This is a genomic window from Micromonospora sp. NPDC000316 (assembly GCF_042898885.1).
Classification (GTDB): domain Bacteria; phylum Actinomycetota; class Actinomycetes; order Mycobacteriales; family Micromonosporaceae; genus Micromonospora.
Genome location: NZ_JBIAZG010000001.1, coordinates 101,158 through 127,801, shown reverse-complemented (window position 1 = coordinate 127,801; position 26,644 = coordinate 101,158). Strand labels below are relative to the sequence as shown.

23 protein-coding genes are annotated in these 26,644 nt (G+C 72.2%); 10 read left to right on the top strand and 13 right to left on the bottom strand.

All coding sequences use genetic code 11. The annotated features are described in order from the left end of the window. Positions 1-14 precede the first annotated feature (14 nt). From kdpB to ACFY2Q_RS00505, 4 genes are all read left to right on the top strand, one after another. Positions 15-2,210: a potassium-transporting ATPase subunit KdpB gene (kdpB, locus tag ACFY2Q_RS00520; RefSeq protein ID WP_387126127.1), complete on the top strand. Its 2,196-nt coding sequence runs from the start codon at positions 15-17 to the stop codon at positions 2,208-2,210. After that, a complete protein-coding gene (locus ACFY2Q_RS00515) occupies positions 2,210-3,091 on the top strand; it encodes a potassium-transporting ATPase subunit C (protein ID WP_387126125.1) in 882 nt (293 codons plus the stop codon). Before kdpB ends, ACFY2Q_RS00515 begins: the two co-directional genes overlap by 1 nt. A 95-nt stretch (positions 3,092-3,186) precedes the next feature. Beyond that, complete coding sequence (locus ACFY2Q_RS00510) at positions 3,187-5,736, top strand: DUF4118 domain-containing protein (protein ID WP_387126123.1); 2,550 nt, start codon at positions 3,187-3,189, stop codon at positions 5,734-5,736. Then, positions 5,733-6,413: a response regulator gene (locus ACFY2Q_RS00505; protein ID WP_387126121.1), complete on the top strand. Its 681-nt coding sequence runs from the start codon at positions 5,733-5,735 to the stop codon at positions 6,411-6,413. The genes ACFY2Q_RS00510 and ACFY2Q_RS00505 overlap by 4 nt, the downstream gene beginning before the upstream one ends. On the opposite strand, the gene ACFY2Q_RS00500 is transcribed toward ACFY2Q_RS00505, so the two are convergent. The 3 genes from ACFY2Q_RS00500 to ACFY2Q_RS00490 form a co-directional block, all read right to left on the bottom strand. Next, positions 6,376-6,690 carry an SAV_915 family protein gene (locus tag ACFY2Q_RS00500; protein WP_387126119.1) on the bottom strand — a complete coding sequence of 105 codons (315 nt, stop codon included), beginning with the start codon at positions 6,688-6,690 and terminating at the stop codon, positions 6,376-6,378. The two genes, ACFY2Q_RS00505 and ACFY2Q_RS00500, sit on opposite strands and share 38 nt — an antisense overlap. Before the next feature lie 107 nt (positions 6,691-6,797). Next, positions 6,798-7,301 carry a universal stress protein gene (locus ACFY2Q_RS00495; RefSeq protein ID WP_387126117.1) on the bottom strand — a complete coding sequence of 168 codons (504 nt, stop codon included), beginning with the start codon at positions 7,299-7,301 and terminating at the stop codon, positions 6,798-6,800. Then, the gene (locus tag ACFY2Q_RS00490) at positions 7,298-7,732 is read right to left on the bottom strand and encodes a hypothetical protein (protein ID WP_387126115.1); all 435 of its coding nucleotides are present in this window, start codon (positions 7,730-7,732) and stop codon (positions 7,298-7,300) included. Before ACFY2Q_RS00490 ends, ACFY2Q_RS00495 begins: the two co-directional genes overlap by 4 nt. A gap of 164 nt (positions 7,733-7,896) precedes the next feature. On the opposite strand from ACFY2Q_RS00490, the gene ACFY2Q_RS00485 reads away from it, so the two are divergent. Continuing rightward, the gene (locus ACFY2Q_RS00485) at positions 7,897-8,652 is read left to right on the top strand and encodes a dienelactone hydrolase family protein (RefSeq protein ID WP_387126113.1); all 756 of its coding nucleotides are present in this window, start codon (positions 7,897-7,899) and stop codon (positions 8,650-8,652) included. A 34-nt stretch (positions 8,653-8,686) separates the two neighbouring features. On the opposite strand, the gene ACFY2Q_RS00480 is transcribed toward ACFY2Q_RS00485, so the two are convergent. The 9 genes from ACFY2Q_RS00480 to ACFY2Q_RS00440 form a co-directional block, all read right to left on the bottom strand. Then, positions 8,687-9,211: a DUF421 domain-containing protein gene (locus ACFY2Q_RS00480; protein WP_387126111.1), complete on the bottom strand. Its 525-nt coding sequence runs from the start codon at positions 9,209-9,211 to the stop codon at positions 8,687-8,689. Positions 9,212-9,290: 79 nt separating this feature from the next. Continuing rightward, the gene (locus tag ACFY2Q_RS00475; protein ID WP_387126109.1) at positions 9,291-10,394 is read right to left on the bottom strand and encodes an L-dopachrome tautomerase-related protein; all 1,104 of its coding nucleotides are present in this window, start codon (positions 10,392-10,394) and stop codon (positions 9,291-9,293) included. Positions 10,395-10,509: 115 nt separating this feature from the next. Next, a complete protein-coding gene (locus tag ACFY2Q_RS00470; protein WP_387126107.1) occupies positions 10,510-11,391 on the bottom strand; it encodes an SMP-30/gluconolactonase/LRE family protein in 882 nt (293 codons plus the stop codon). Between the two features lie 48 nt (positions 11,392-11,439). After that, positions 11,440-12,381: a sugar kinase gene (locus ACFY2Q_RS00465; RefSeq protein WP_387126105.1), complete on the bottom strand. Its 942-nt coding sequence runs from the start codon at positions 12,379-12,381 to the stop codon at positions 11,440-11,442. Next, positions 12,378-12,998 carry a bifunctional 4-hydroxy-2-oxoglutarate aldolase/2-dehydro-3-deoxy-phosphogluconate aldolase gene (locus ACFY2Q_RS00460; protein ID WP_387126103.1) on the bottom strand — a complete coding sequence of 207 codons (621 nt, stop codon included), beginning with the start codon at positions 12,996-12,998 and terminating at the stop codon, positions 12,378-12,380. The genes ACFY2Q_RS00465 and ACFY2Q_RS00460 overlap by 4 nt, the downstream gene beginning before the upstream one ends. 11 nt (positions 12,999-13,009) lie before the next feature. Then, positions 13,010-13,849, bottom strand: coding sequence for a hypothetical protein (locus ACFY2Q_RS00455; protein WP_387126101.1), 840 nt, complete (start codon positions 13,847-13,849; stop codon positions 13,010-13,012). Beyond that, complete coding sequence (dgoD, locus tag ACFY2Q_RS00450) at positions 13,843-14,988, bottom strand: galactonate dehydratase (protein ID WP_387126099.1); 1,146 nt, start codon at positions 14,986-14,988, stop codon at positions 13,843-13,845. The genes ACFY2Q_RS00455 and dgoD overlap by 7 nt, the downstream gene beginning before the upstream one ends. Next, complete coding sequence (locus ACFY2Q_RS00445) at positions 14,985-15,695, bottom strand: FadR/GntR family transcriptional regulator (RefSeq protein ID WP_387126097.1); 711 nt, start codon at positions 15,693-15,695, stop codon at positions 14,985-14,987. Before ACFY2Q_RS00445 ends, dgoD begins: the two co-directional genes overlap by 4 nt. 39 nt (positions 15,696-15,734) lie before the next feature. Further along, on the bottom strand, positions 15,735-16,481 hold the full coding sequence (locus ACFY2Q_RS00440) for an SDR family NAD(P)-dependent oxidoreductase (protein WP_387126095.1): 747 nt from the start codon (positions 16,479-16,481) through the stop codon (positions 15,735-15,737). 159 nt (positions 16,482-16,640) lie between these two features. Here ACFY2Q_RS00440 and ACFY2Q_RS00435 point away from each other — a divergent pair, with 159 nt between their 5' ends. Genes ACFY2Q_RS00435 through ACFY2Q_RS00415 form a run of 5 tightly spaced genes read left to right on the top strand, consistent with a single transcriptional unit; the run spans position 16,641 to position 24,050 of the window. Further along, on the top strand, positions 16,641-17,936 hold the full coding sequence (locus tag ACFY2Q_RS00435) for an ABC transporter substrate-binding protein (protein WP_387126093.1): 1,296 nt from the start codon (positions 16,641-16,643) through the stop codon (positions 17,934-17,936). A 1-nt stretch (position 17,937) separates the two neighbouring features. Next, positions 17,938-18,855: a carbohydrate ABC transporter permease gene (locus ACFY2Q_RS00430; RefSeq protein ID WP_387126091.1), complete on the top strand. Its 918-nt coding sequence runs from the start codon at positions 17,938-17,940 to the stop codon at positions 18,853-18,855. After that, positions 18,855-19,676 (top strand): carbohydrate ABC transporter permease, encoded by an 822-nt coding sequence (locus tag ACFY2Q_RS00425; protein WP_387126089.1) that lies wholly within the window; start codon positions 18,855-18,857, stop codon positions 19,674-19,676. Before ACFY2Q_RS00430 ends, ACFY2Q_RS00425 begins: the two co-directional genes overlap by 1 nt. Next, entirely contained in the window at positions 19,673-21,760 is a 2,088-nt protein-coding gene (locus ACFY2Q_RS00420; protein ID WP_387126087.1) for an alpha-galactosidase, read from the top strand. The genes ACFY2Q_RS00425 and ACFY2Q_RS00420 overlap by 4 nt, the downstream gene beginning before the upstream one ends. A 46-nt stretch (positions 21,761-21,806) precedes the next feature. Then, entirely contained in the window at positions 21,807-24,050 is a 2,244-nt protein-coding gene (locus ACFY2Q_RS00415; RefSeq protein ID WP_387126085.1) for a glycoside hydrolase family 27 protein, read from the top strand. Positions 24,051-24,168: 118 nt separating this feature from the next. On the opposite strand, the gene ACFY2Q_RS00410 is transcribed toward ACFY2Q_RS00415, so the two are convergent. Next, the gene (locus ACFY2Q_RS00410; RefSeq protein ID WP_387126083.1) at positions 24,169-26,637 is read right to left on the bottom strand and encodes an ATP-binding protein; all 2,469 of its coding nucleotides are present in this window, start codon (positions 26,635-26,637) and stop codon (positions 24,169-24,171) included. Between the last annotated feature and the right edge of the window lie 7 nt (positions 26,638-26,644).

Sequence of the window (26,644 nt, the reverse complement as noted above, 5' to 3'; positions counted from 1 at the left end):
TGAGGAACGAGGACATGTCCGTCACGTCCACGCCAACAGAGCAACTCCCCGGCACACCTGCCAAGCAGGGCAACCGGGTCGGCGGTGGCCTGCTCGACCCCCAGCAGTTGATCCGATCCCTGCCGGACGCCGTACGCAAGCTCAACCCGGCCACCATGTGGCGTAACCCGGTGATGCTCATCGTCGAGGTCGGCGCAGCCTTCACCACAGTCCTGGCGGTGACCGACCCGTCGGTGTTCGCCTGGGCGATCACCATCTGGCTCTGGCTCACCGTGCTCTTCGCCAACCTGGCCGAGGCGGTCGCCGAGGGCCGGGGCAAGGCCCAGGCCGCCGCGCTGCGGCAGGCCAAGCAGGACACCATCGCCACCCGGCTTGTCGACTGGAAGCCCGGTGCCCGTGCCAACACCTACCGGGACGAGGCGGTGCCCGCGCCGCAGCTACGCCAGGGCGACATCGTGCTTGTCGAGGCGGGCGGCATCATTCCCGGCGACGGCGACATCGTCGAGGGCATCGCCAGCGTCGACGAGTCGGCCATCACCGGCGAGTCGGCCCCGGTCATCCGGGAGTCCGGCGGCGACCGCAGCGCGGTCACCGGCGGCACCAAGGTGCTCTCCGACCAGATCATCGTGAAGATCACCCAGAAGCCGGGGGAGAGCTTCATCGACCGGATGATCGCCCTGGTCGAGGGCGCCAACCGGCAGAAGACACCGAACGAGATCGCGCTGAACATCCTGCTCGCCGCGCTCACGATCATCTTCCTGCTGGCAGTGGTCACTCTTCAGCCGCTGGCGATCTTCTCCAAGGCGTACCAGGCGGCGGCGCCGGACAGTGGCGCGATCACCGACTCCGGCGTCAGCGGAGTGGTGCTGATCTCGCTGCTCGTCTGCCTGATCCCCACCACCATCGGCGCGCTGCTCTCCGCAATCGGCATCGCCGGCATGGACCGGCTCGTGCAGCGCAACGTCCTGGCCATGAGCGGCCGGGCCGTCGAGGCGGCAGGCGACGTCAACACCCTGCTGCTGGACAAGACCGGCACCATCACCCTGGGCAACCGGCAGGCAGCCGAGTTCGTACCCGTCGAAGGCGTCACCGCCGCGACAGTGGCCGACGCCGCGCAGTTGTCCAGCCTGGCCGACGAGACCCCGGAGGGGCGCTCGGTGGTCGTGCTGGCGAAGAACGAATTCGGACTGCGCGAGCGCGAGCCCGGCGTGATGCCGCACGCCACGTTCGTGCCCTTCACCGCGCAGACCCGGATGAGCGGCGTCGACCTGACGCCGGACGCCAGCGTGGACGGCGGGGCGGTCGAGACGGCGCGGAGGGTCCGCAAGGGCGCCGCCGCAGCCGTGATGAAGTGGGTACGCGAGAACGGCGGTCACCCGACCGAGCAGGTCGGCGAGATCGTGGACGCGATCAGTGGCACCGGCGGCACACCGCTTGTCGTCGCCGAGCACGTCGACGGTGAACCGGCCCGCGCGCTCGGTGTCATCCACCTCAAGGACGTCGTCAAATCCGGCATGCGGGAGCGGTTCGACGAGATGCGCCGGATGGGCATCCGTACCGTGATGATCACCGGTGACAACCCGCGTACCGCGAAGGCCATCGCCGACGAGGCCGGGGTGGACGACTTCCTGGCCGAGGCGACGCCGGAGGACAAGCTCGCGCTGATCAAGCGGGAGCAGGAGGGCGGCCGACTGGTCGCGATGACCGGTGACGGCACCAACGACGCCCCGGCGCTAGCCCAGGCCGACGTCGGCGTGGCAATGAACACCGGCACGTCGGCCGCCAAGGAGGCCGGCAACATGGTCGACCTCGACTCCGACCCGACCAAGCTGATCGAGATCGTGGAGATCGGCAAGCAGTTGCTGATCACCCGGGGTGCGCTGACCACGTTCAGCATCTCCAACGACATCGCGAAGTACTTCGCGATCATCCCGGCCATGTTCGCCGGCCTCTACCCGAGCCTGGACGCGCTGAACATCATGCGGCTGGCCAGCCCGGAGTCGGCGATCCTCTCCGCTGTCATCTTCAACGCCCTGGTGATCATCGCGCTGATCCCGCTCGCCCTGCGCGGCGTGCGGTACCGGCCGGCCGCCGCGTCGAAGCTACTCAGCCGCAACCTGCTGGTGTACGGACTGGGCGGCATCATCGTGCCGTTCATCGGGATCAAGCTCATCGACCTGCTCATCCAGTTCATCCCGGGGATTTCGTGATGCGCCTACCCACCTGGATCGCCCAACACCTCGCCGCCCTGCGCGCCGTACTCGTCTTCACGGTGCTGCTCGGCCTCGTCTACCCGCTGGCACTTGTTGCGGTCGGTCAACTGCCAGGCCTCAACCACAAGGCCGACGGCTCGCTGATCACCTCGGGCGGGACGACGATCGGCAGCTCGCTGATCGGCCAGTCCTTTACCGACGCCGACGGCAACCCAGTCCCGCGCTACTTCCAGTCCCGCCCGTCGGCCGCCGGTGACGGCTACGACCCGACGTCCACCTCGGCCAGCAACCTCGGCCCGGAGAGCGTCGTCGACACCATCGCCACCGACCCGGAGGAGTCCAGCGAAAGTCTGCTCACCCAGGTCTGCGGGCGCAGCAAGTCGGTCGGCGAGTTGAACGGCGTCGACGGCAGCCGCCCCTTCTGCACCGACGACGGCGTCGGCGCGGTGCTCGCAGTCTTCCGCGCCGACGGCCTGACCGGCCCGGTCACCCGTGTGGTGAGCGTCAACCAGGTCGCCCCGGCCACCCCGTTCGTGTCCTCGTACCAGGGGGTGCCGGTGGAGCTGGCCCAGCCCGGCGAGGACTACGTGGCAGCCGGTGGACTTGTCACCCCGATCCGTGGCGACGCGCCCGCCGAGCCGGCCGTGCCCGCCGACGCGGTCACCGCCAGCGGCAGCGGCCTCGACCCGCAGATCAGCCCGGCGTACGCCGAGTTGCAGGTCAACCGGGTGGCGCGGGAACGCGGCGCGGACCCGGCGGCGGTCCGCAAGCTGGTCGACGAGAACACCACCGGGCGTGCGCTCGGCTTCATGGGGGAGCCGGGAGTGAACGTGCTGGAGCTGAACATCGCGCTGGACAAGCAGTTCCCGGCACGCTGAGCAGGCTCTGAGCACGACACCGGGCGAGGCCGTTCCACGGGGACGGCCTCGCCCGGTCTCCCGCATCGGCGATCCCCACCAGGAAGGATGTTCCCGTGCCACGCGGAGAACTGCGCATCTATCTCGGAGCCGCCCCCGGCGTCGGCAAGACGTACGCCATGTTGGAGGAGGCCCAGCGGCGTGCCGCGCGCGGCACCGACGTGGTGATCGGTTTCGTGGAGACACACGGCCGTCAGCAGACCGCCGCCATGGTCGGCGACCTGGAGCAGGTGCCCCGCCGCACGATGACCTACCGGGGCGCCGAGTTCACCGAGATGGACCTGGACGCGGTGCTGGCCCGCCGGCCGGAGATCGCGGTCGTCGACGAACTGGCACACTCGAACGTGCCCGGCTCGCGGCACGACAAGCGCTGGCAGGACGTCCAGGAACTGCTCGACGCGGGGATCGACGTGCTGTCCACGGTAAACGTGCAGCACCTGGAGTCGGTGAACGACGTCGTCGCGCAGATCACCGGCACCACCCAGCGGGAGACCGTGCCGGACGAGATCGTCCGCGCCGCCGAGCAGGTCGAGCTTGTCGACATGACCCCGGAGGCGCTGCGCCGCCGGATGGCACACGGCAACATCTACCGCCCCGACAAGATCGACGCCGCGCTCGGCAACTACTTCCGGGTCGGCAACCTCACCGCGCTGCGCGAGCTGGCGCTGCTCTGGCTGGCCGACAAGGTCGACGAGCAGCTCGACAGGTACCGCAGCCAGCAGGGCATCGCCGCCACCTGGGAGGCCCGGGAACGTGTCGTGGTGGCGCTTACCGGCGGCCCGGAGGGCGAGACGCTGATCCGCCGGGCGGCCCGGGTCGCGGCCCGCAGCAAGGGTGCCGACCTGCTCGCCGTGCACGTGTCGCGCAGCGACGGCCTGGCCGGCGCTGACCCGGCCCAACTCGCCCGCCAGCGGGTGCTTGTGGAGAGCCTCGGCGGCACCTACCACCAGGTGCTCGGCACCGACGTGCCGGCCGCGCTGCTGGACTTCGCCCGTGGCGTGAACGCCACCCAACTGGTGCTCGGCGCCAGCCGGCGGGGCCGCTTCGCGCAGATCTTCGCCAGGGGTGTCGGGGTGACCACCACCTCGCTCTCCGGGTCGATCGACGTGCACCTGGTCACCCACAAGCAGGCCGGCAAGGGCCGTCGTGCCGCGGCGGTGCCTGCCGCGCTGTCGCGGCGTCGGCGGCTGCTCGGGTTCGCCCTGTCCGTGCTGGGGATGCCACTGCTCACCCTGCTGCTGAGAACCCTGCCCGACCTGACGCTCACCAACGACATCCTGCTGTTCCTCGCCGGGGTCGTCGGGGTCGCCCTGGTCGGCGGGGTATGGCCCGCCCTGGTCGCCGCGCTCGGCGGATCGCTGCTGCTCAACTGGTTCTTCACCCCGCCGTTTCGCACGTTGACAATCGCCGAGGCCGACAATCTGCTCGCCCTGGCCGTCTTCGTCGGTGTGGCGTTGGCGGTGAGTTGGGTCGTCGACGTGGCCGCCCGGCGTACCCGGGAGGCGGCCCGTGCCGCCGCCGACGCGCAGACCCTCGCCGCCGTCGCCGGTGGCGTCCTGCGCGGCGAACGCCCGCTGCCCGCCCTGCTCGACCAGCTCCGCGAAACCTTCGGGCTGCGCGCCGTGAGCGTGCTGGAGCTGACCGAGGAGGCCAGTGGGCGCCCCGAACGCGCCCGCGAGGAGCGCGCCTGGTGCGTCGTGGCGAGCGTCGGCGAGCAGCCGGCCTGCACCCCCGACAGCGGAGAGACGGCGGTACCCGTCGACGAACGGATCACCGTAGTCCTCAGCGGCCGGCGACTGGAGGCCGCCGACCGGCGGATCGTCGAGGCGTTCGCCGCCCAGGCCGCCGTCGCGCTGCGCCAGGAACGGCTCGCCGAGGAGGCCGCCACCGCCAAGCCCCTCGCCGCGGCGGACCGCATGCGCACCGCGCTGCTCGCCGCGGTCAGCCACGACCTGCGTACGCCACTGGCGTCGGCGAAGGCGGCAGTCACCAGCCTGCGCAGTCAGGACATCGAGTTCGACGAGGCCGACCGCGAGGAGTTGCTGGAGACCGCCGAGGAGTCGCTGGACCGGCTCGCCCGGCTGGTCGCCAACCTCCTGGACATGAGCCGCCTCCAGGCCGGCGTCCTCGGCATCACGCCGACCGCGATCGGCCTGGAGGACGCCGTACCCCTGGCATTGGACGAACTTGGCCCGGCGGCCGCGACAGTCGGGACGGACATCCCGGCCGACCTGCCGGCCGCCACCGCCGACCCGGGCCTGTTGGAACGGGTGCTTGTCAACATCGTCGCCAACGCGCTGCGCTACAGCCCGCCCGACGAGCCACCCACCATCACCGCGAGCGCCCACGCCGGGCAGGTCGAGTTGCGGGTGATCGACAGGGGGCCGGGCATCCCGGAGGACCAGTGGGAGAACGTCTTCCTGCCGTTCCAGCGCCTCGGCGACCGGGACAACCAGACAGGCGTCGGCCTCGGTCTTGCCCTGTCCCGGGGGTTGGTCGAGGCGATGGGTGGCAGCATCACCCCCGAGACCACCCCCGGCGGTGGGCTCACTCTCGTGCTGCGGCTGCCCGCCGCGCAGACCAGTTCGGAGGGGCCGCAGGAATGACCCGCATCCTGGTCGTCGACGACGAACCGCAGATCCTGCGCGCCCTGCGGATCAACCTGCGTGCCCGCCGGTACGACGTGGACGTCGCCGGCACCGGTGCCGCCGCGTTGAAGGCCGCCGCCACCCACCCACCCGACCTGGTGGTGCTGGATCTCGGCCTGCCCGACATCGACGGCGTGGAGGTGATCCGTGGCCTACGCGGATGGACGGCTGTGCCGATCATCGTGCTCTCCGGCCGGGCCGGCAGCGAGGACAAGGTTGCGGCGCTCGACGCGGGCGCGGACGACTATGTCACCAAGCCGTTCGGGGTGGAGGAGTTGCTGGCCCGCATCCGTGCGGTGACCCGGCGGCTCGGCACGTCCAGCGAGGCGGTGCCGGCACTGCGGATCGGTGCGCACACAGTCGACCTGGCCGACCGCAGCGTACGGCGGGACGACGGCACCGAGGTCAAGCTGACGCCCACCCAGTGGAGTGTGCTGGAGAAGCTGCTGCGGCACCCCGGCAAGCTGATCAGCCAACGGCAGCTCCTACAGGAGGTGTGGGGGCCGGAATACCAGAACGAGACCAACTACCTGCGGCAGTACCTTGCCCAACTGCGGCGCAAGCTGGAGGACGACCCGGCCCGGCCCCGCCACCTCATCACCGAGCCGGGAATGGGATACCGCTACCGCCCCTGACCGGGTCGCCTCCGACGGCCGCCAGGGCGGGCACCGCCGGAATCCGGCCCGGAGCGGTAGGTGCCGTCCGGTCGCCGACGTGCTCCCCGAGCGGCGGTGCCACCAGCAGCGGGTCGACCTGGATCCGGTCGATGCCGAGCGGGCGCAACATGCTGCGCAGCGCCGACTCGCAGAGTTCCTCCCAGGGCTGGTCCGCGCCCATGGCGGCGGCCAGCAACTCGACCCGGGTGAAGGCGATGCCCACCCGCTGCCCCTGTGGCGTTCGGCCAGTGCGCACCGTCCGCACCTGCCGTCCCGGCAGATTCCGCACCGGAACGGCGTACGTTATCGGGCCCTCGTCCATGGTCGGGTCGGTCCTTTCCCTTGATACCGCGCACATCGCGGTCATCGGCTGAAACGTTCGAGGTCACGGGCGAAACGGCGGATCGTCGCGGCACGCGCCCAGGACGGCGCGGGGACCGCGATGACAGGCACGGTGGCCCGTTCCACGCAGAACCGGGTGACGTGGCCGGGCGACCGGCCGAACCGGCCGCGCTCGGGGCTGCCGACGACGAGCAGGTCGGACTCCCGGTGCGCGTGGTCGACGAGCACCTGCCCGGCGTACCCCTGGGTCGCCACCAGGCGCACTGTCACGTCCCGGGGCATACCGCCGAGTGCCGCGTCGAAGACGCCGCGCAGGTAGACAAGTGCCGCCCTGTCGCACTCGTCCTGCCAGCGCCAGGTAAGCGTGCCGGGCCGCCACATCGGGGCGAACACCCACGCGCGTACGGCGTCGACCTGCGCGCCGTCGCGACGGGCCAACTGCACGCCGCGGCGCAGCGCCTGCATCCCGGCGAACGACCTGTCGACGCCCACCACGATCCGGCGGGCACCGTCTGTGCGGCTCATGCGGCGGGCACCACCCAGGCCGCTGCGTCCTTCGCGGTACGCGGGTCGGCCGGCGCGGTCAGGTCGAGCGCGCGGAGGATCGAGTGCGCCACGACCACCTCCACCCCGGCGCGGCGGCGCAGGTCGGCCACGGCGCGGTGCAGCACGGTCATGCTGTCGGCGGAGAGCCGCACCACGGCGTCGACGTCGGCGGCGATCCACCAGGCGGCGACGGCGCACGGCTCGTGCCGCAGGTATTCGACAAGGTGGCTGCCGGGGGCGGACGGGCCGAGCCGGACGCTTACCAGGGCCTCGTGCCGGCGGGCCGGCTCGTCCGCCCCGGGCGCGGGAAGCTGCGCCGGGCCGGGTTCGCCGTCGCCGCCGAGGAGTTCGTCGTCGGCGCCGGGTGTCTGGTTGCCACGTTCCCAGCGCGTCATCCGCCAAGGACTCATGGCCCCATCGTCACCACCCGGCGGCGGTTCAGCGCCCGCCGATACGTCGTTTCGACGGGCGACAGCGAATTCTTGACGGCCTGTTCACGCGGGCGCCCGGCAGACCCGCCGACGTGGCGGGTAACGTTCGGGACGGACCAAGATCGGCTTAACAGGGGGGCCCGATGCGAACGACGACGGTGGACATCCCGACCAACGACGGAGTGGCGGACGCGTGCCTGACCCGCCCGGACGGGGATGAACCCTTCCCGGCGGTGCTGCTCTACATGGACGCCTTCGGCCCGCGCCCGCGCCTTGTGGAGATGGCGGAGCGGATCGCCGCCCAGGGATACCTGGTGCTGACGCCGAACCTGCTCTACCGGGGTGGCCGGGCGCCACTTGTCGACCTGTCCGACCTCGGCGACCCCGACCAGCGTGGAGCGATCTTCGAGAAGGTCATGCCGCTGATCCGCGCGTTGACCCCCGAGCTGGTCAGCCGGGACACCGCCGCGTACCTCGACTTCCTGGCGGCCCGCGACGACGTCCGGCCGGGTCCGGTCGCGATCACCGGCTACTGCATGGGTGGCACGAACGCGCTGCTGGCCATCGAGGCGTACCCGGACCGGGTCGTCGCGGCGGCGAGCTTCCACGGCGGGCGGATCGTCACCGACGGCCCGGACAGCCCGCACCTGCACGTCGGCTCGATCACCGGCGAGGTGTACTTCGGCCACGCCGACGCGGACCAGTCGATGACGCCCGAGCAGATCGCGACGCTGGAGAAGGCGCTCGACGCCGCGGATGTCCGGTACCGCTCGGAGGTGTACGCGGGCGCCCACCACGGCTACACCATGGCCGACACCCCGGCGTACGACGAGCAGGCCACCGAACGGCACTGGGTCGCCCTGTTCGACCTGCTCAACCGGAACCTGCCGACCGGCTGACACCGCAGTTGCCCCCGGCGCCCGCGTCCGGTCGTCAGCCGAAGCCACCCGCGCTGCGGCCGTTGCGGGGCCGACCGGGCGTACGGGTGGTGACGCTGAACCGGCCGTCGGGCTCCATCCGCACCTCGCGGACGTCCGCGAGGTCGGAGACACCCTGCTGCCGCAGCAGCGTGTGCAACTCCTCGTTGGTGATCAGCTCGCGGCGCATGTTGTCCCGCATGACCTCCCCGTCGCGGACAAGCACCAGCGAGTTGGGCCGGATCAGCCGCGCGGCGGCCTGCCAGCGGTACGCGACGGCGTTCAACAGGTACGACCAGCCGATGATCACCCCGACCAGCAGCAGCCCGTCGGTGATCGAGTTGTAGCCGCCGGACATGCCGTTCTGTGCGGCGTCCGCGAGCAGCACGATCACCAGCAGGTCGGTGACGCCTGTGGTGCCGCTCTCCCGCTTGAGGATGACCCGCAGGAGAGTGAACAGGGCGAGGTACATGACGCTGCCCCGGACCACGATCTCCAACAGCGGGGTGTCCGGGATGAACACCTTGCCCCAGTCGGCCACCTGACGGGCTACCCGCCGGCCGACAAGCCATGCCTGCCCGCCGCGCTCTCGCCGGGCGGCGGGCGGCCGGATTGCCGGTTCAGGGGCGCAGCAGCACCGGGCCGGCGTCGATCCGGGTGCGGAACAGCGCGTACGGCCGCCGCCGCAGGTCCTTCCCCCGCTGGTACTGCGGCTGCCTGTGCAACTGGTTGGCGGTGACGTACAGGTAGCCGTCGGTCGCCACCGACATGGTGTCCGGCCAGAGCAGGCGCGGATCGTGGACAAGTGTTTCGTACGCGCCGTCCGGCAGCCGCCGCAGCACCGCGTTGTGCTCGTACGAGGTGATGTAGAGCCGACCCGCGTCGTCGGACTCCAGCCCGTCCGACGCGGTGCCCTTGTCCCCCTCGTCTACCACTGTCGCGGCGGCCGCCTCCTGGGTGACGGACGGGTCGGCAAGCGCCTCGGTGGACACGCTCCACAAATGGCGGGATGCCAGCGCGCAGTAGTAGAGCCGGGTGCCGTCGGCCGAGATGGCGATGCCGTCGGAGCCCATCAGCACGGGCTTCGGCGGCCCGTCCGCCGGCCGTTCGAGGAACGGTCGGCCCTCGACCACCGGGCGGAACGTCGCCAGTGTCTCCGCCTTCGTGGACGGGTGGTCGTGCAGCCGCCGCCACGAGGCTCCGCTGGCCAGGTCCACGACGATGATCGCGTTCGGCCCGGCGAACGCCGAGTCGGTGATGTAGGCGACCCCCGCCTCGCCGCGCCGCAGGTCGAAGCGGACGTCGTTGAGGTACGTCGTCGGCAGCGCCACGTCCGGCGGGAAGGTGATCACCTGGGCGACCGTGTCGGTGTCCAGGTCGACCAGGACGAGCTTCGGCCCGCCCGGCTTCGTGGGCTGGAGCATCGGGCTGCCGGTGTCGAGCACCCAGAGCCGGTCGGCCGGGTCCACCACGATGCTCTGCACGGAGACGAACGCGCCCGCGTCGTCGTCGCCGGACGGGTCGTTCCACGCCTGGTCGGGGTAGGGCACCTCCCGGCCGTCGCGCAGCTCGACGACTGTGGCCGGCACCTCGTCGCCCCACTTGGGAAAGTTGACGAAGATCCGGCCCTGGTGCGAGACGCTGACCCCGGTCGGCATCGGGCCGGTGAAGGTGTGCACCAGCTCCAACTCGCCGAGCGGCTCGTCGCCAACCGGCCCGTTCATGACGCCCGACCCGTTGCCCGCATCGTCACGCCTCCCGTCGTCCGGGTTCGCACCGGCGCGAACCCCGATGTCGTTCTTCCCGCCCCGACGTCCGGTATGCCTGCCGGCGGTCGGGTCAGCCGACGGGTGCCGTGGCGGTCGCGGTGGGCAGGCCGGGGACCTCGGCGTCGATCGCGAGCAGCGCGCCGTCGGCCGCGCCCGCCTCGGAGAGCCCGAGTCGGGCCGTACCGATGAAGAGCCGGCGCAGGTCGGGGCCGCCCAGGCAGATGCCGGCCGGCTGCTTGGCCGGCAGGCGGACCTCCCGGTCAAGCGTCCCGTCGGGCCGGTAGCGGCGTACCGCCGAGCCGCCCCACAGCGCGACCCAGAGGTGCCCCGCCGCGTCGACGGTCATCCCGTCCGGGCTGCCATCGGAGTCGGTAAGCCGCAGGAACGGCTCGCGCCCGTGCAGGTCGCCGGTGGCCGGGTCGACGGTGAACCGGTCGACCTCGCCGCGCGGTGAGTCGGCAAGGTACATGGTGGTGCCGGTGGCGTCGAACGCCGGCCCGTTCGGGATGGTCAGCCCGGTCACCGCCGGCACCGGTGCCGCGCCCGGGGCGAGCCGGTACAGCGTGCCCCGGCCGGGCAGCCCGGCGTACGTCATGCTGCCGGCCCAGAAGCGGCCGTGCCGGTCGGCTACCGCGTCGTTCATCCGGGTCGGCTCGGGAGCGTCGCCGACCAGGTCGACGACCGGCCGAGGATCGCCGGTGGCGGGCAGCACCGTGACGCCGGTGCCGGCGGCGGCCAGCCACTCACCGGGTCGGTCGGCCACCGGGGCGATCGCGCCGAGTGGCACGTCGAGGCGGCGCAGCTCCCGCAGCGGGGCCGGCGCGTCACCGTCGGTCTCCAACAGCCGGCCGGCGAGCAGGTCGACAAGGACCAGCCGGTCGTCGACCCAGCGCAGCCCCTCGCCCAACTCCAACCGGTCGGTGCTCCAGACGGTCGGCTCGGTCAGCTCCATCGTGCTCCTCCAACGATCTCCGGCGGCCGGGGCCGGCCGCCGCACCGGTCAGCGGACCGTACCGCCGGGGCCGTGGTCGAGCAGCCCCAACTCCGCCCGGTCGGGCAGGCCCTCCCAGTCACCCCGGGTGGCGACGGCGAACGCGCCGGTGGTGACCGCCCGGTCCAGCCGGGCCGGCACGTCGGCGCCGTCCAGCCAGCCGGAGAGGAACCCGGCCACGAAGGCGTCGCCGGCACCCACGGTGTCCACCACCGGCACCTGACGGGCCGGCCGGTGCACAGTGCCGGCCGCGCTGTGGCTGGTGGCCCCGCCGGCGCCGTGCTTCACGACGACCTCGGTCACGCCTGCCGCCCGCAGCGCGCCGACCGGATCGGCGGCGTCGGTGAGGACTGCCAACTCCTCGTCGGAGGCGACCACCAGGTCGATCGAGGGCAGCAGCGGTCGCAGCGCGGCGGCTGCCTCGCCGACCGACCAGAGGCGGTTGCGGTGGTTGACGTCCAGGCAGACGGTGCTGCCCGCCGCGCGGGCCAGCCGCACCGCCGTCACCACCGCGTCGTACGGTTCGGCGCCGAGCGCGCAGGTGATGCCTGTGACGTGCAGTAGCCGGGGCGTCGACCCGGGCGCGTCGAATACGGGCGTGACATCGGCGGGGTGTAGCCGGGAGCCGGCGGACCCGGCGCGGTGGTAGGTGACCCGGTTGATGTCGCCGACCCGGGCCTCGAAGAGGATCAGCCCGGTCGGGGCCGCCTCGTCGACCCGGGACCAGGTCAGGTCGACGCCCTCGGCGCGCAGCGTGCGGCGGACCAGCTCGCCGGGCTCGTCGGCGCCGGTGACCCCGATCCAGGCCGCGCGGTGGCCGAGCCGGGCCAGCCCGATCGCCACAGTCGACTCGGACCCGGCGACGGAGATCCCGGCGGTGCCGCCCAACCGCAGCGGCCCGGTGGCGCGGAAGGCCGCCATCGTCTCGCCGAGGGTGAGCAGGTCGGTCACGGGCGGACCGCCGCGAGGAATGTGGCGGCGCGCTCGCGCAGCGCCGCCAGGTCGCCGCCGCGGACGGCGTCGCCGAGGAGTGGGGAGCCGACGCCGACCGCGACCGCGCCCCGGTCCAGATAGCCGCGGACGCTGTCCGCGTCGACCCCGCCGACCGGCACGAACGCGGTGTCGGGGAACGGGTCACGCAGCGCGCCCAGGTAGCCGGGCCCGCCGAAGGAGGCCGGGAACAGCTTGACCGCGGTGGCCCCGTCGCTTGCGGCCCGCACGACCTCGGTGGGGGTGAGCGCGCCGGCCAACACCGGCAGGCCGAGCCGGCCGCCCTCGGCGACGCTCGGCGCCAGCGCCGGGGTGACCAGGAAGCCGGCGCCGGCGTCGGCCGCCGCGCGGGCGTCCTCGACGCTGAGCACGGTGCCCGCGCCCAGGGCGAAGTCGGGCCCGAGCGCGCCCCGGGCGCCTCGGATGATGCCGAGCGCGTCGGCGCTTGTCAGCGAGACCTCGATAAGCGCGACACCGCTCTCGGCCAGGGTGAGCACCGAGGCCAGCGCGGCCGCCGGGTCCGGGCCGCGCACGATTGCCAACAACCGGTGGGTACGCAGCTCGTCGAGCAGGTTCATCGTGGATGTCCTCAGTGGATGCGGTGGGCGGAGATGGTGAGTCGCCAGGCGACCTCGCCGGTGGGCGGAACGATCGCCGCGTCGGTCGGGCCGGCGTCGGCCAGGTCGAAGGCGGCGCCGAGCATCGGCTCGACCCCGAGGCTGCGGTACGGAGCAATGGCCGGCCAGCCGCCCAGGTTGCGCCAGAGCGCGGTGCTGCGGGGCTGCCCGTCGCACTCCAACTCCAGGGTCAGCCGGTCCGGGCTGTCGATCACCTGGACCTTCGGGCAGTCGAGCAGCACCGCGCCGACAGCGGTCCCGTCGTCGGCGCCGAACCTGTCGAGCGGTAGCCCGGCCGGAGCGGGCCACGACCCGGTGAGCCACGGGCTGCCGGCGGGCCAGGTGCCGGGCGGCAGCAGGGCGGCGGCCTCGGGGTGCAGGCGGGTGGGGGTGCCGGCGGGCGCGTCGAGGTATGCGTCGGGGGAGAGGCCGAGCAGGGCGTGCGCGGCCCACACGAAGCGGTAACCGGGGTCGGCGGCCAGCAGGTAGTCGGCCACCACCACGCCACCTGCGTCGCTGATCCGGCGGGTCAGCGTGAACGTCGGCCGTTCGATGACCAGTGTGCCAGGGCCTGCGGTTCGCCACGGGCGCGACCACACCTCGCCGTGGTCGGGCTCGCCGCGCACGGTGGGCAGGCACTCCTCCAGGCCGCCGGCGTCGACGAACGAGTCGTCGGGGCGTACCTCGTGTCGGCCCGGCTCCGGGCCCCGCCACAGCCACTGCCGGTCGCCGCCGCGCAGGCTTGTCCACCGACCGCCGTGCGCCGCGTCGTACTCCACGCGCAGTGGGACCGGCGCGAGCCCGGTCACCATTCGGCGAACGATCCGTCGCGGTGCTGCCAGACCGGGTTGCGCCAGGCATGCGGGGTACGCGCGGCCTGACGGACCGCCGCCTCGTCCACGGTGATGCCGAGGCCGGGCCTGTCGAAGCGGGCGATGTGCCCGTCCACGAACCGGAACGGCTCCGGGTCGACCACGTAGTCCAGCAGCTCCGAACCAACGTTGTAGTGGATGCCGATGCTCTGCTCCTGGATCAGGAAGTTCGGTGTCGCGAAGGCCACCTGGAGGCTGGCCGCCAGCGAGATCGGCCCGAGCGGGCAGTGCGGGGCGAGCAGCGCGCCGTACGTCTCGGCAAGCGCGGCGATCCGGCGGACCTCGGAGATGCCACCGGCGTGCGACAGGTCCGGCTGGACCACTGTGACCCCGGCCTGTAGCGGGCCGAGGAACTCGGAGCGGCCGTAGAGGCGCTCGCCGGTGGCCACCGGGATCGGGGTGCTGGCGACGATGTCCCGCAGGTGGTGGGCCTGGTCGGGCAGCACCGGCTCCTCCACGAAGAACGGGCGCAGCCCGGCCAGCTCGGGCAGGATCCGGCGGACCGCTGCCAGCCCGGCGCGGCCGTGGAAGTCCACAGCGATGTCCCGGTCCGGGCCGAGCACCTCCCGGGCGGCGGCGACCCGGCCGACCACCGCGTCCACCTCGGCGGAGGTGGGGATGGCCGACAGCCGCCCGCTGGCGTTCATCTTGACGCCTGTGAGACCGGCGGCGACCTGCGCGGCGGCGGCGTCGGCCACCTCGTCGGGCTCGTCCCCGCCGATCCACGAGTAGACGCGCACCCGGTCGCGCACCGGCCCACCGAGCAGCGCGTGCACAGGTGCCCCGTACGCCTGCCCGGCGATGTCCCAGAGTGCCTGGTCGAGGCCGGCGACCGCGCTGGACAGGATCGGGCCGCCGCGATAGAAGCCACCCTTGGTGAGCACCTGCCAGTGCTGCTCGATCCGGAGTGGATCCTCGCCGATCAGATATTCGGAGAGCACCTCGACGGCGCTGCGCACCACCTCGGCGCGCCCCTCGACCACCGGCTCACCCCACCCGACGAGCCCGTCGTCGGTCTCCACCCGGCAGAACAACCACCGTGGCGCGACCAGGAAGGTCTCGATGCGCTCGATCTTCACTGACTGCCCCTTCGTCCCCGTGCCTTCTCGACGTCGCGGACGGCCTTGTCCAGCAACTCACGCATGGCGGTCTCGGCCGCTGTCTCGTCCCGGGCGCGTAGCGCGTCGACCACCGCGCGGTGACTCGGCACCGGGTCGTCGTGAGCGGAGCCGCCGTGCACGAGCCGGTCCCGTTCGGCGAGGCCCGTCTCCATCACCACCTCCATGCGTTCCAGCAGCTCGTTGTGTGTGGCGGCGAGCAGCCCGCGGTGGAAGGCGAGGTCGGCGGCGACGGCGGCGATGGGGTCACCGTCAGCCTCGGCCATCTCGGTGAGCGCCCGGTCCAGTGCGGCGACGTCGTCGTCGGTGCACCGGCGGGCGGCCAGCCGCGCGGCGGCCGGCTCGATGATGGCGCGGACCTCATGGAGTTGGTCGAGCAGTCGTTCGTGGGGGCCCTCGGCGAACTGCCAGCGGATCACGTCGCCGTCGAGGAGGTTCCAGTCGGACCGTGGCCGGACGAACGTGCCGCGCTTCTGCCGGGCGTCGACGATGCCCTTCGCCGAGAGGACCTTGAGCGCCTCGCGCAGCGCCGTGAGGCTGACGTCGAACTCCTCCTGGAGGGCGGAGATGTTCAACGTCGCCCCGGCGGCGATCTCACCGGTGAGGATGCGGCGGGCGATGGCCTCGACGGTCTGCCCGTGGACGCCGCGGCTTGCGTACTGTGCCAATGGTTTCCTGGCCTTCTCGCTGGGGGTGGTTTCGATCTCTCAGGCCGAGGCTTTCACCGCTGTCCAGCCACCGTCCACCACAAGGCTCGCGCCGGTGACGTAGGCGGCGTCCGGCGAGGCGAGGAACGCCACTGTCGCGGCCACCTCGTCGGGTGTGCCGAACCGTTTGGCCACCGTCTCGTCGACGCTGCGCTTGCGGTCCTCTTCGGACACCTCGGCCCAGGCGGCGGTGAAGATCGGCCCGGGCAGCACTGTGTTGACCCGCACCTGCGGGCCGTACTCCACGGCGAGCTGGCGGCCGAGCGCGACCAGGCCGCCCTTGGCCGCCGCGTACGCGGGACGGCCGGGCAGCCCGACCAGGGCATGCACCGACGAGATGAGCACCACCGCGCCAGACCGGGCCCGTAGGTCGTCCAGGCAGGCGCGGACGCCGAGGAACGAGCCGGTGAGGCTGACGCCGAGCTGGTGGTCCCAGGACTGCCGGCTGGTTTCGTGGGCCGGGGCGACCTGCACCGCGTAGGCGGTGCTGACCAGGATGTCGATCGGGCCGAGGCTGCCCCGCACGGCGGCCACTGCGGCCGTCCAGTCGGCGTCGTCACTGACGTCGCCCGTTACGGACAGTGCTCGGGCGCCACGGGCGGTCAGCTCGTCGGCCAGCGGGCCGGAGTCGGTCACGTCGAGCAGCGCGACTGCCGCTCCCTCGGCGGCGAGCCGCCGGGCGATCGCGGCGCCGATCCCGCCCATCGCTCCGGTGACCAGCGCGTTCTTGCCTTCAAGCCGGCGCATAGGCTGGTCCTCCTGGCTCTCGGGTTGATCTCGAATAATCATTAATTACGAAGATATCTTGACAGGCGGCGAGGGCCGATGCAACCTTCTGGTCACACACATTCACATGGCCGACACATTGCGTCGTGACGCTACGTGTCGTAGAGGAAGGACACCCTCGTGAGCGACTTCGACCCCGGTCGCCGGCGATTCCTTGGCCACCTCGGGCTTGCCGGCCTCGGCGCCCTCGGTGCCGGATCGTTGCTCAGCGCGTGCGCCAGCTCTGCCAGCGGGCCGACGACGAGCAATGGCTCCGGCGCGGTAACCATCCAGTCGAACCTCTCCTCGCCGCAGGCCAAGGTGGCGATGGAGAAGCTGATCGAGAGCTTCAACGCTCAGGGCAAGGGTGCTGCCAGCCTCAACACGGTCGCCTCGGAGACCTTCCGGACCCAGCTGCCGAGCTACCTGACCTCCGCCAACCCGCCGGACCTCTACACCTGGTACGCGGGCTCGGTCGCCAACGACTACGCCAGCCGTGGCCTGCTGCTTGACGTCTCCGACGTCTGGACGTCACTGGGCGACTACCCCCAGTCGCTGCGGACGCTCTCCACCGACACCAGCGGCAAGCAGGTCTTCATGCCGATGAACAACTACTGGTGGGGCTTCTTCTACCGCAAGTCCAACTTCGCCAAGTGGGGCGTGCAGGAGCCGAAGACCTGGGCCGACTTCCTGGCCCTGTGCGAGACGCTGAAGAGCAAGGGCATCCCGCCCATCGGCATCGGCCTCGGCGACACCCCGTGGATCGCCTCGGCCTGGTTCGACTACCTCAACATCCGGATCAACGGCGCGCCGTTCCACCGCGAGCTGCTCGCCGGCAAGCAGCGCTTCGACGACCCCAAGGTCAAGGCGGTCTTCACCCGCTGGCGCGAGGCCCTGCCCTACTTCGACCCGAAGGGCAAGGCGTACCCGTTCCAGGAGGCGACCACCGCGCTGCTGGCCGGCAAGACCGGCATGTTCCTGATCGGTACGTTCTTCGCCGACGCGGCACCCAAGGACGCCCTCGACGACCTGGACTTCTTCCGGTTCCCGATCATCGACCCGGCGGTGCCCCTGGCCGAGGAGGCGCCGACGGACGGCTTCTTCGCCAGCGCGAAGACCGGCAACCCGACCGGCACGAAGGCCCTGCTCACCTACCTGTCTTCGGTCGAGGCCCAGGAGGCGTACGTCAAGGCCAGCTCCGGCATCGTGCTTCCGGCCAACCCGAAGGCCAAGGCGTCCGACTCGCCGCTCGTGGTCAAGGGCAAGGCGATGCTCGAAGAGGCCAAGGAGCTGACCCAGTTCTTCAACCGCGACTCCAGCGACGCACTCCAGCCGACCGCGGACACCGCACTTACCAAGTTCATCGACAAGCCGGACCAGATCGACGCGATCCTGCGGGAGTGGCAGGCGAGCGCCGAGAAGGTCTTCAAGGGCTGACGTGACAGCAACGATCTCCACGACTTCGGTCACAGCCACTCGGCGGCGGCGACGGTCGGCTCGACTGTCGCCGCTGCTGGTGGCGTTCGTCCTGGTGCCGTTCCTGGTCGAGAGCATCTGGGTGTTCTGGCCGGCGCTCCAGGGCTTCTGGTTCTCCCTCACCCGCTGGGACGGCATGTCCGCGCCCAGCTTCGTCGGCGCGGACAACTACGTCGAGTTGGCAGGTGACGCCACCTTCCGGGGCGCGCTGCTCAACACGGTGATCTGGCTCGTGCTCTTCGGCGGCCTCTCCGTGCTTGGCGGCTTCGGCATGGCGCTGGTCCTGCTGAAGGAGCGGCGCGGGGTCGGCTTCTATCGGGCCGCGCTGTTCACCCCTGTGGTCTTCTCGCTTGTGGTGACCGCGCTCGTCTGGCGCGTCTTCTACCAACCCGACGGCATCGCCGACACGCTGCTGCGGGCCGTCGGCCTGGAGCACCTGATCCGGCCCTGGCTCGCCGACCCGCAGACCGCGCTGTACGCGGTGATCCTGCCCGCGCTGTGGCGGCAGATCGGTTACGTGATGGTGCTGTTCCTGGCCGGGCTGAAGGCAATCGACCCGGCGCTGCACGAGGCGGCTCGGATGGACGGCGCCAACTCCTGGCAGCGGCTGCGGCACGTCACGATTCCCCAGCTCAAGGGGGTCAACGCGGTAGTGCTGTCGGTCATCGTGATCGACTCGCTGCGGTCGTTCGACATCGTCTGGTCGATGACAAAGGGCGGGCCGTACCACTCGTCGGAGCTGCTCAGCACCTACATGTATTCGACCGCGTTCCAGAGTCTGCGGCTGGGCTACGCCTCCGCGATCGCCGTGGTGATCTTCGTGCTCGCGCTTGCCGTCATCCTCGGCTACCTGGTCCGCGCGTTCCGGGAGGAAGCGTGATGAACAAGCTCCGCACCGGGGCCTTCCACACCGGCATGATCCTGCTCTCGCTGCTGTGGCTGGGCCCGGTGATCTGGGTCGTGGTGATGTCCACCCGATCGTTCGACGACATCGCCGCGCACGGCGTGGGCAGTCTGCCCCGGTCGTTCACGCTCGACACCTACCAGCAGGCCTGGACCGACGGCGGCGAGCTGCGTGCGCTGATCAACAGCATGCTTGTCACCATTCCGTCGGTGGCGTTGAGCCTGGGGCTGGCCGCGATGGCCGCGTTCGCGCTGAGCCGGTTCCGGATTCCCGGCCGGCGGACCATCCTGCTGCTGATGCTCGCCGGCAACCTGCTGCCGCCGCAGATCCTGCTGATCCCGGTGGCGAAGTTCAGCGAGCTCACCGGCCTGTACGACACGCTCTGGGCGCTGATCGCCGTGCAGGTCGGCTTCGGGCTCGGTTTCTACACATTCGTCCTGCACGGCTTCATGCGTGACCTGCCGGGCGAGATCCAGGAGGCGGCGACGATCGACGGCGCCGGCACGGCGCAGATCTTCACGAAGGTGATGCTGCCGCTGACCCGGCCCGCGCTTGCCGCCCTCGGTGCGCTCTCCTTCACCTGGATCTTCAACGACCTGCTCTGGGCGATCACCGTGCTGCGCACCGACGACAACATGCCTGTCACCCCGGCACTGCTCGGCCTTCAGGGGCAGTTCGTCTCGTCCTGGAACGTCATCGCCGCCGGCACTGTCATCGCGGCAGTCCCCACAGTCGCGGTGTTCCTGCGCTTCCAGCGGCACTTCGTCTCCGGCCTGGCGCTCGGAGCGGTCAAGTGACGGCCGCGAGCACGCAACGGTGGACGTTGCGCGGCGCGCACACGGAATACACGGTGACCGTTCCGGCGCACGGCCGTTGGCTCGAACTTGTCGCGTGGGGGCCGCACGGCGTCTCGGAGGGGCCGTCGCCTGTCGCCTACGACGGCCCGGTCCCGTTCCTCACCGCCGGGGACGCCGCCCCCATCGAGTTCGCCACCGACGCCGACCGCCCGTTCAGCGGCGCCGACCTGGTGGTGGAAACCCCCAGCGGGGAGCGCCGCGTCGGCTTCGGCTACACGGGTGTACGGGCCGACCCCGACGGGCGCGAGTTGGCTGTCGATTTCGCCGATCCGGTGACCGGGCTGCGAGCCACTGTGCACTACCGGGTGCCCGCCGGCACCGACGTGGTGCAGCGGTGGGTCGAGCTGACGAACGGCGGCGCCGGGCCACTGCGGGTGGTTCGCGCCGGTTCGGCTGGTTTCTGCGTACCGACGCCGCACGGCGCGCTGCTCAGCCACCAGTGGGGGCAGTGGGCGCAGGAGTTCCAGCTCTCCCACGTCGAGCTGGGCCACGGCACGTTCACCGTCGGCAGCTCCCAGGGCGTACCCGGGCATCTGCACGTGCCCTGGTTGGCCGTGCGGGACGCCGCCGCCCCGACCGGGGCGGCCTGGGGTGTGGCGTTGGCCTGGACCGGCTCGTGGGAGATCAGCGCCGAGCGGGACACCGGCGGCCTGACCCGGGTACGGGCCGGCCGTCACCTGGTCGACGGCCCACTGGAACTGGCCGCCGGTGAGCGGTTGGACCTGCCCGTGGTCACCGGCGCCTACAGCCCGGACGGCCTGGACGGGCTGGCCCGCGTCTGGCACACCCACCAGCGGCTGCTCGCCGCCGACCGGCTCACCCCGCGCCCGGTGCTCTACAACTCCTGGGAGGCCACCTACTTCGCGGTCGAGGCGCAGAGCCAGTTGGCGCTGGCCCGGATCGCCGCCGAGCTGGGCGTGGAGACGTTCGTCGTGGACGACGGCTGGTTCGTCGGCCGCAACGACGACACCGCCGGGCTGGGCGACTGGACGCCGGACCCGGCGAAGTTCCCGGCTGGGTTCGACGCGTTCATCGCCGACGTCCGCGCGCTCGGGCTGAACTTCGGGCTCTGGGTCGAGCCGGAGTGCGTCAACCCGAAGTCCGCGCTCTATGCCGAGCACCCGGACTGGGTGTACGCCGTCGACGGCCGCCCGCTGACCCCGGTCCGCAACCAGTACCTGCTCGACCTGGGCCGGCCGGAGGTCGCCGAGTTCGTCCACTCCACCGTGGACGGACTGCTGCGTCGGTACGACATCGACTACCTGAAGTGGGACTTCAACCGTCCACGTACCGAGCCGGGGCGGCCGGGCGGGGTCGGCCCGCTCGACCTGGACGGCGCGCACGTCGCCAACCTGCACCGGATCTACGAACGGCTGCGCCGGGACCACCCCGGCGTGCTGATCGAGGCGTGTGCCGGTGGTGGCGCGCGGACCGACCTGGCGATGGCCGCCCGCGCCGACGTGTTCTGGCCCAGCGACAACACCGGCCCACTGGACCGGCTGGCCATCCAGTACGGCTTCCTGCACGCCAACGCCCCGCACCTGCTCAGCTCCTGGGTCACCGACGCGCCCGGCCTGTTCGATCCCCGGCCGCGCTCGTTGGCGTTCCGGTTCGTCCTCGCGATGGCAGGTGTGCTCGGCATCGGCGCGGACATCCGGGCCTGGACCCCTGCCGAGCGGGCCGAGGCCGCCGGCTGGATCGCCCGCTACAAGGAGATCCGGGACGTCGTCACGCACGGCGAGGTGCACCTGATCGGCGGCCCCGACCAGGCGCGCTGCGCGGTGCAGTACACAGCGCCGGACGAGAGCCGAGTGGTAGTCCTGGCCTGGCACACCGGCCGGCTCGACGGCGCCGGCCTGCTCCCGTCCCGGCCGGTGCGGCTGCCGCTGCGCGGCCTCGACCCGGCGGCCCGTTACGCGCACGGCGACAGGCACTACTCCGGCAGCCACCTCGGCGCCGTCGGTCTGCCCGTGCAGTGGAGCCCGACCCACGACGCCGACCTCATCGTGTTGACCCGCGACTGAGGTCGGAGCACCACCACCCCCACCCCCGAGGGACAGGAGTACCACCATGCGCCTGATCCGACCGCTGACCGTCGCCCTGGCCGTACTCGGCCTGGGCGTCGTCGGCCCGCTGCCGGCCAGCGCAGCCCCACCGCCGGCCGGCCCACCGCCCGCCAACCCACCGCAGCCCGGCCACGGCCACACACCGGGCGGGCCGGGTAAACCCGGTCACGCCCCGGCCGCGACCGGCACCGAAGACCAGGGCGCGCCGACGTTCTACAACAGCGGGCTCGCCCCCACGCCCTACCAGGGTTGGAACACCTACTTCGGCCTCGGTGGCGACCCCACCGAGGCCGAAGTACGGTCCGTCACCGACCACATGGTCAGCAGTGGCCTCCGCGACGCCGGCTACACCTACGTCTGGATCGACGGCAACTGGGCCGCGCCCACCCCGCGTAACGAGGCCGGTCAGCTCGTCGCCGACCCGGCCCGGTTCCCCGGCGGGATGGCCGCGCTGGCCGCGTACATCCACAGCAAGGGCATGAAGGCCGGCATCTACACCGACGCCGGGCCCTACCTGCCGGGGCAGTGCGGGCTCGGCAGCAACGGTCACTACGCCGCCGACATCGCCCAGTTCGCCGGCTGGGGCTTCGACGCCCTCAAGGCCGACTGGCTCTGCGGGCGGGCCGCAGGCCTGGACCCGGAGGCCACCTTCCGTGAGCTGGCCGAGGCGGTACGCCAGTCGCCCCGACCGATGCTGCTCAACATCTGCAACCCGGTCAGCTCCGACTGGGGTGGCGGGCCGTACACCCCGGAGCAGCTCTCCACCTGGAGCTACACGTACGCACCCACCGTCGCCGACTCGTGGCGGACGTACACCGATGTGGGTCTGACCGACCCGTCACCGCAGTGGGCGTTCCCGTGGGTCCTGCGCAACATGGACGTCAACGCGTACCACCCGGCGGCCACCGGGCCGGGGCACTACAACGACCCGGACTACCTGCTGCCGATGCGTCCGCTGCCCGACGGCGGGTACGAGTTGAGCCTTGAGGAGTCCAAGACGCAGCTCGGCATGTGGGCCATCATGGCCGCGCCGCTCGTGATCGGCTCCGACCCGCGCGGCCTGCCGAACGAGATGATCTCGGCGTTGACCAACCCGGAGATCATCGCGGTGGACCAGGACCCGCTGGTCCGCCAGGGCGTCAAGGTCGCCGACACCGGCACCGACGCGCAGGTCTGGAGCAAGGTGCTCACCGGCACCGGCAAGCGGGCGGTCGCGCTGCTAAACAGGCACGACACCGCCCAGCAGATCACTGTGACCTTCGCCGACGTCGCGCTCGGCGGCTCGGTCCGGGTTCGTGACCTGTGGGCCCGCGCCGACGTCGACGCCGCACCCGGCACCGCAGGTGTCCAGCCGTTCACCGGCTCGTACACGGTCGAGGTTCCGGCGCACGGCGTGGCCATGCTGGGTCTGACCGGCACCGACCAGGTCGCCGGCGCCAACCTCGGTGGCACCGCCAGTGCCAGCCCCGCGCTGGTCCGGGTGGACGACACCCACGCCACGGCCTTCGTCCGCGACGTGCAGGGCGCGCTGGCGGTCAACACCCGCTCGGGTACGACGTGGGGGACTCACTGGACCTCGCTGGGCGGCCCGGTCGGCGGCCGGATCCTCGGCCAGCCGGCGGCGTACGCCTCGGCGGACGGCCGGATCGACGTCTTCGTGCGGGGCACCGACAACGCGGCCTGGCAGCGCAGTTACGTCGCCGGCACGTGGGGCCCGTGGCGCAGCCTCGGCGGCACCCTTACCGACGGGCCGACCGTGGCGTGGACCAGCCCGACGCAGTGGACGCTCGTCGTCCGTGGCGTCGATGGCAAGCTCTGGTCGCGGACCCCGAGCACCGGCTGGACCGGCATCGGCGCCCCCGACGACAGGCCGTTCTACGGCCGGCCGAGCGCCGTCGTCGACGACGCGGGAGTGCTGCACGTGGCCGTCCGCAGCCGGACCGACGAGGTGTGGTCGCGCAGCCGCACCGGCACCACCTGGTCGGACTGGACCAACCTGGGCGGCACCACGAGCGGCAGCCCGACACTGCTCGCCACGTCCGGCCGGGTCTACCTGTTCGCGCTGGCCGCCGACAACCGGCTCTGGCAGCGCAACTTCGCCGATGGCGCCTGGGGCGGTTGGTTCCGCCGTGGTGAGTTCGCCACCGACGCCTTCCGGGGCGCACCGGGGGCGGCGGCCGGCGCTAACGGCAGCGCCTGGCTGGCGGTACGCGGCGTGGACGACCGGGTGCACCAGATCGTCCTCTGATCCACTGTGGCGGGCCGTCGACTGGCGGCCCGCCACCACACCATCCACGACGACCCCATGCGGAACCGACCCCGCGTGGGGTCGCTTCGCGTTGACCGGGCGTCGCGTCGACCGCGACTCAGGCGGGGACGAGTTCCCGGCAGCGGCGCAGTGCGGCCAGGGCGAGCGGCGCGTCGCGGCCCGCGATGCCGGCTTCCAACTCGGCAACCGCATCCGCGGCCCGCGCCGGCTCGCCCGCCGCGACGGCGGCCTCGGCCAGCACCAGCACCACGTCGGCGGCCCACGCCAGGATGCCCTTGCCACGTACCAGGATCAGCGCATCCGTCGCGTGCCGGACGGCCTCGTCCGGTCGCTCGGCGAGGGTCAGCCGGGCCAGCGCCGAGAGCGCCTGCACCAGCGGCCAGATCGCGCCGACCCGCCGGGCGTCGGCCACCACGTCGCGCAGCTCCCGTTCGGCCGACTCCACGTGGTCGCCGTCGGCTGCGGTACGGGCCAGCACGGTGGCCAGTTCGGCTCGTGTGTCGAGCAGGGTGACAGGCATCCGCGCAGCGGTGGCGACAAGTCGGCTGAGTCGCTCGGCGAGCCCGTCGAGCCGCCCGGCGGCCCGGTCCAGCGACAGTTCGGTCGCCTCCACCAGGGCCGTCAGCCGCTCGTACCCGGTCTCGTCGACAAGCGTCCGCCCGGCCGCCAGGAGCGCTTCGGCCTGCTCCGGGTGCCCGGCGTGCAGTGCGCCCTGCGCCCAGTTCAGGCAGGCTCGGGCATGTTCTCGGGGCCGGTCGGCCAACTCGGCGGACGCGCGCAGCTCCGTGATGATCGCCCAGGCCGCCGGGTCGCCCAGTTCCAGCAGCAGCGAGGCTCGGGCGATGCGGACCGCGAGGTGCGCCGCCGGGTCTCCGCTCGCCGTCGCGGCGTTCTCCGCCTCCGCGCAGCGGGCCAGGTGGTAGTCGACGTGCCGGCCGACGACGGTGTCCGGGGCCGCCAGCACCGCAAGCGCCGGGGCCTTGCGGCGTGGAGCGCGCAGGTACGGCACGGCACGCTCGATCTCGGCGTACCCGCGCAGCGCCTCGCCCTGCTGACGCAGCATCCGCCCGAGCACCAGACCCAGCTCGCCGCGGGCGCCGGGTGGCAGTCGCCGGTCGGCGAGCAGCCGTTCCAGCACAGGGATCGCCTCGGCCTGGCTGAGCCCGTCGATGGCCGACCGGCCCAACTTCGCCGCGAGGCGGACGCGTACCGGTCGGGGAAGCTCGACGACGTCCATCGTCTGGAGCAGGAAGCTGGCGGCGGTCGCGTCGTCGCCCCGCTCGGTTGCCAGGTCGGCGGCGGCCTCGGCGTTGCGGACGAAGTCGGCTCCACCGCCGGCCCGGCGATAGTGGTGGGCGAGTTGGGCGACGGGTTTCGGCAGTGCCTGCTCCAACACCCGTGCGACGCGCAGGTGCAGCCATTCCCGAGTCTCCCGGGGCACCAGGTCGTACACCACCTGCCGGGCCAGGTCGTGGCGGAACCGCAGGCCGTCTCCGGCGTCGTGCAGCAGGCCCGCCCGGTGGGCCGCGCTCAGCGCCGCGCCGACCGCCACCCGGTCCAGGTTGAGCACCGAGGCGAGGATGCGCTGGTCCGGTGCCAGCCCGAGCACGGCGGCGGCGCCGAGCACCTCACGGGTGGCCTCGTCGAGCGGGCGCAGCCGCCAGAGCAGCACGTCGCGCAGGACGAACGGAACGCTGTCGTCCGCCAACGGGTCACCGCCCCGCTCGGCGAGCGTACGCAGCACCTCCTCGACCACGAACGGAATGCCTGCGGTGCGATCGAGCAGGGTGGCTGTCAGTTGCTGCGGCGGGTCAGCGAGCCGCAGGGTCCGGGCGGCCAGTCGGCGGACGTCGTCGGCGTCCAGCGGGCTGAGCGTGACACGTGTGACGGTCCACGGTGGGGTGCGCGCGAGCGCGTCGTGGATCGGCGTACTGCCTCCCGGCGCCGGTGTGCGGGCGGTGAGCACCACCGCCAGGCCGTCCACCGGGTGCGTGGCCAGGTAGCCGAGGAATTCGCAGGTCGCCGGGTCGGCCCAGTGCAGGTCTTCCAGCAGCAGTGTGGTGGGCGTCAGCGCGGCGAGCACCGCGGCGACGGCGCGGAGCAGACGGTGCCGCTCGGCCGCCGGGTCGGTCAACGGGGGCGGCGCGTCGGGCAGCGCGTCGACAAGTTCGGGCAGTAGCGGCGCGAGGGCGCCGGCCACCGGGTTGAGCGCGCCGAGCCGGTCGGCGCTGCCTCGGATCGCGTCCAGCAGGACGCCGAGCGGGAAGGGCTCCGGCACGTCGTCGCACTCGCCGATCAGGCGGTGCCCGGGAAGGTCGGCGAGCAACTCGGCGACAAGCCGGCTCTTGCCGATCCCGGGTTCGCCCTCCAGGAGGATCAGGCACGGCGGGGCTTCGACGAGCCGTCGTAGCTGGGCCAGCTCCGCCGTTCGTCCGACGAACTCGACAGGCCCGCGCAGACGTTCGGGGCGGACGGGAGATGGGCCCCCGCCGCCCCGCGTCTTGTCCTCGTCGCCGTCGATCACCGTGGGGCCGAGCAGATCACCCCCGTGGTTCTCGCCGGCCATCCGGCGG

Excerpts from the sequence above, each read along its gene's own strand:
- kdpB (WP_387126127.1), top strand. The coding sequence starts at position 15 with ATGTCCGTCACGTCCACGCCAACAGAGCAACTCCCCGGCACACCTGCC.
- ACFY2Q_RS00515 (WP_387126125.1), top strand. The coding sequence starts at position 2,210 with ATGCGCCTACCCACCTGGATCGCCCAACACCTCGCCGCCCTGCGCGCC.
- ACFY2Q_RS00505 (WP_387126121.1), top strand. The coding sequence starts at position 5,733 with ATGACCCGCATCCTGGTCGTCGACGACGAACCGCAGATCCTGCGCGCC.
- ACFY2Q_RS00495 (WP_387126117.1), bottom strand. The coding sequence starts at position 7,301 with ATGAGCCGCACAGACGGTGCCCGCCGGATCGTGGTGGGCGTCGACAGG.
- ACFY2Q_RS00490 (WP_387126115.1), bottom strand. The coding sequence starts at position 7,732 with ATGAGTCCTTGGCGGATGACGCGCTGGGAACGTGGCAACCAGACACCC.
- ACFY2Q_RS00485 (WP_387126113.1), top strand. The coding sequence starts at position 7,897 with ATGCGAACGACGACGGTGGACATCCCGACCAACGACGGAGTGGCGGAC.
- ACFY2Q_RS00475 (WP_387126109.1), bottom strand. The coding sequence starts at position 10,394 with ATGAACGGGCCGGTTGGCGACGAGCCGCTCGGCGAGTTGGAGCTGGTG.
- ACFY2Q_RS00470 (WP_387126107.1), bottom strand. The coding sequence starts at position 11,391 with ATGGAGCTGACCGAGCCGACCGTCTGGAGCACCGACCGGTTGGAGTTG.
- ACFY2Q_RS00460 (WP_387126103.1), bottom strand. The coding sequence starts at position 12,998 with ATGAACCTGCTCGACGAGCTGCGTACCCACCGGTTGTTGGCAATCGTG.
- ACFY2Q_RS00455 (WP_387126101.1), bottom strand. The coding sequence starts at position 13,849 with ATGGTGACCGGGCTCGCGCCGGTCCCACTGCGCGTGGAGTACGACGCG.
- ACFY2Q_RS00440 (WP_387126095.1), bottom strand. The coding sequence starts at position 16,481 with ATGCGCCGGCTTGAAGGCAAGAACGCGCTGGTCACCGGAGCGATGGGC.
- ACFY2Q_RS00425 (WP_387126089.1), top strand. The coding sequence starts at position 18,855 with ATGAACAAGCTCCGCACCGGGGCCTTCCACACCGGCATGATCCTGCTC.
- ACFY2Q_RS00415 (WP_387126085.1), top strand. The coding sequence starts at position 21,807 with ATGCGCCTGATCCGACCGCTGACCGTCGCCCTGGCCGTACTCGGCCTG.
- ACFY2Q_RS00410 (WP_387126083.1), bottom strand. The coding sequence starts at position 26,637 with ATGGCCGGCGAGAACCACGGGGGTGATCTGCTCGGCCCCACGGTGATC.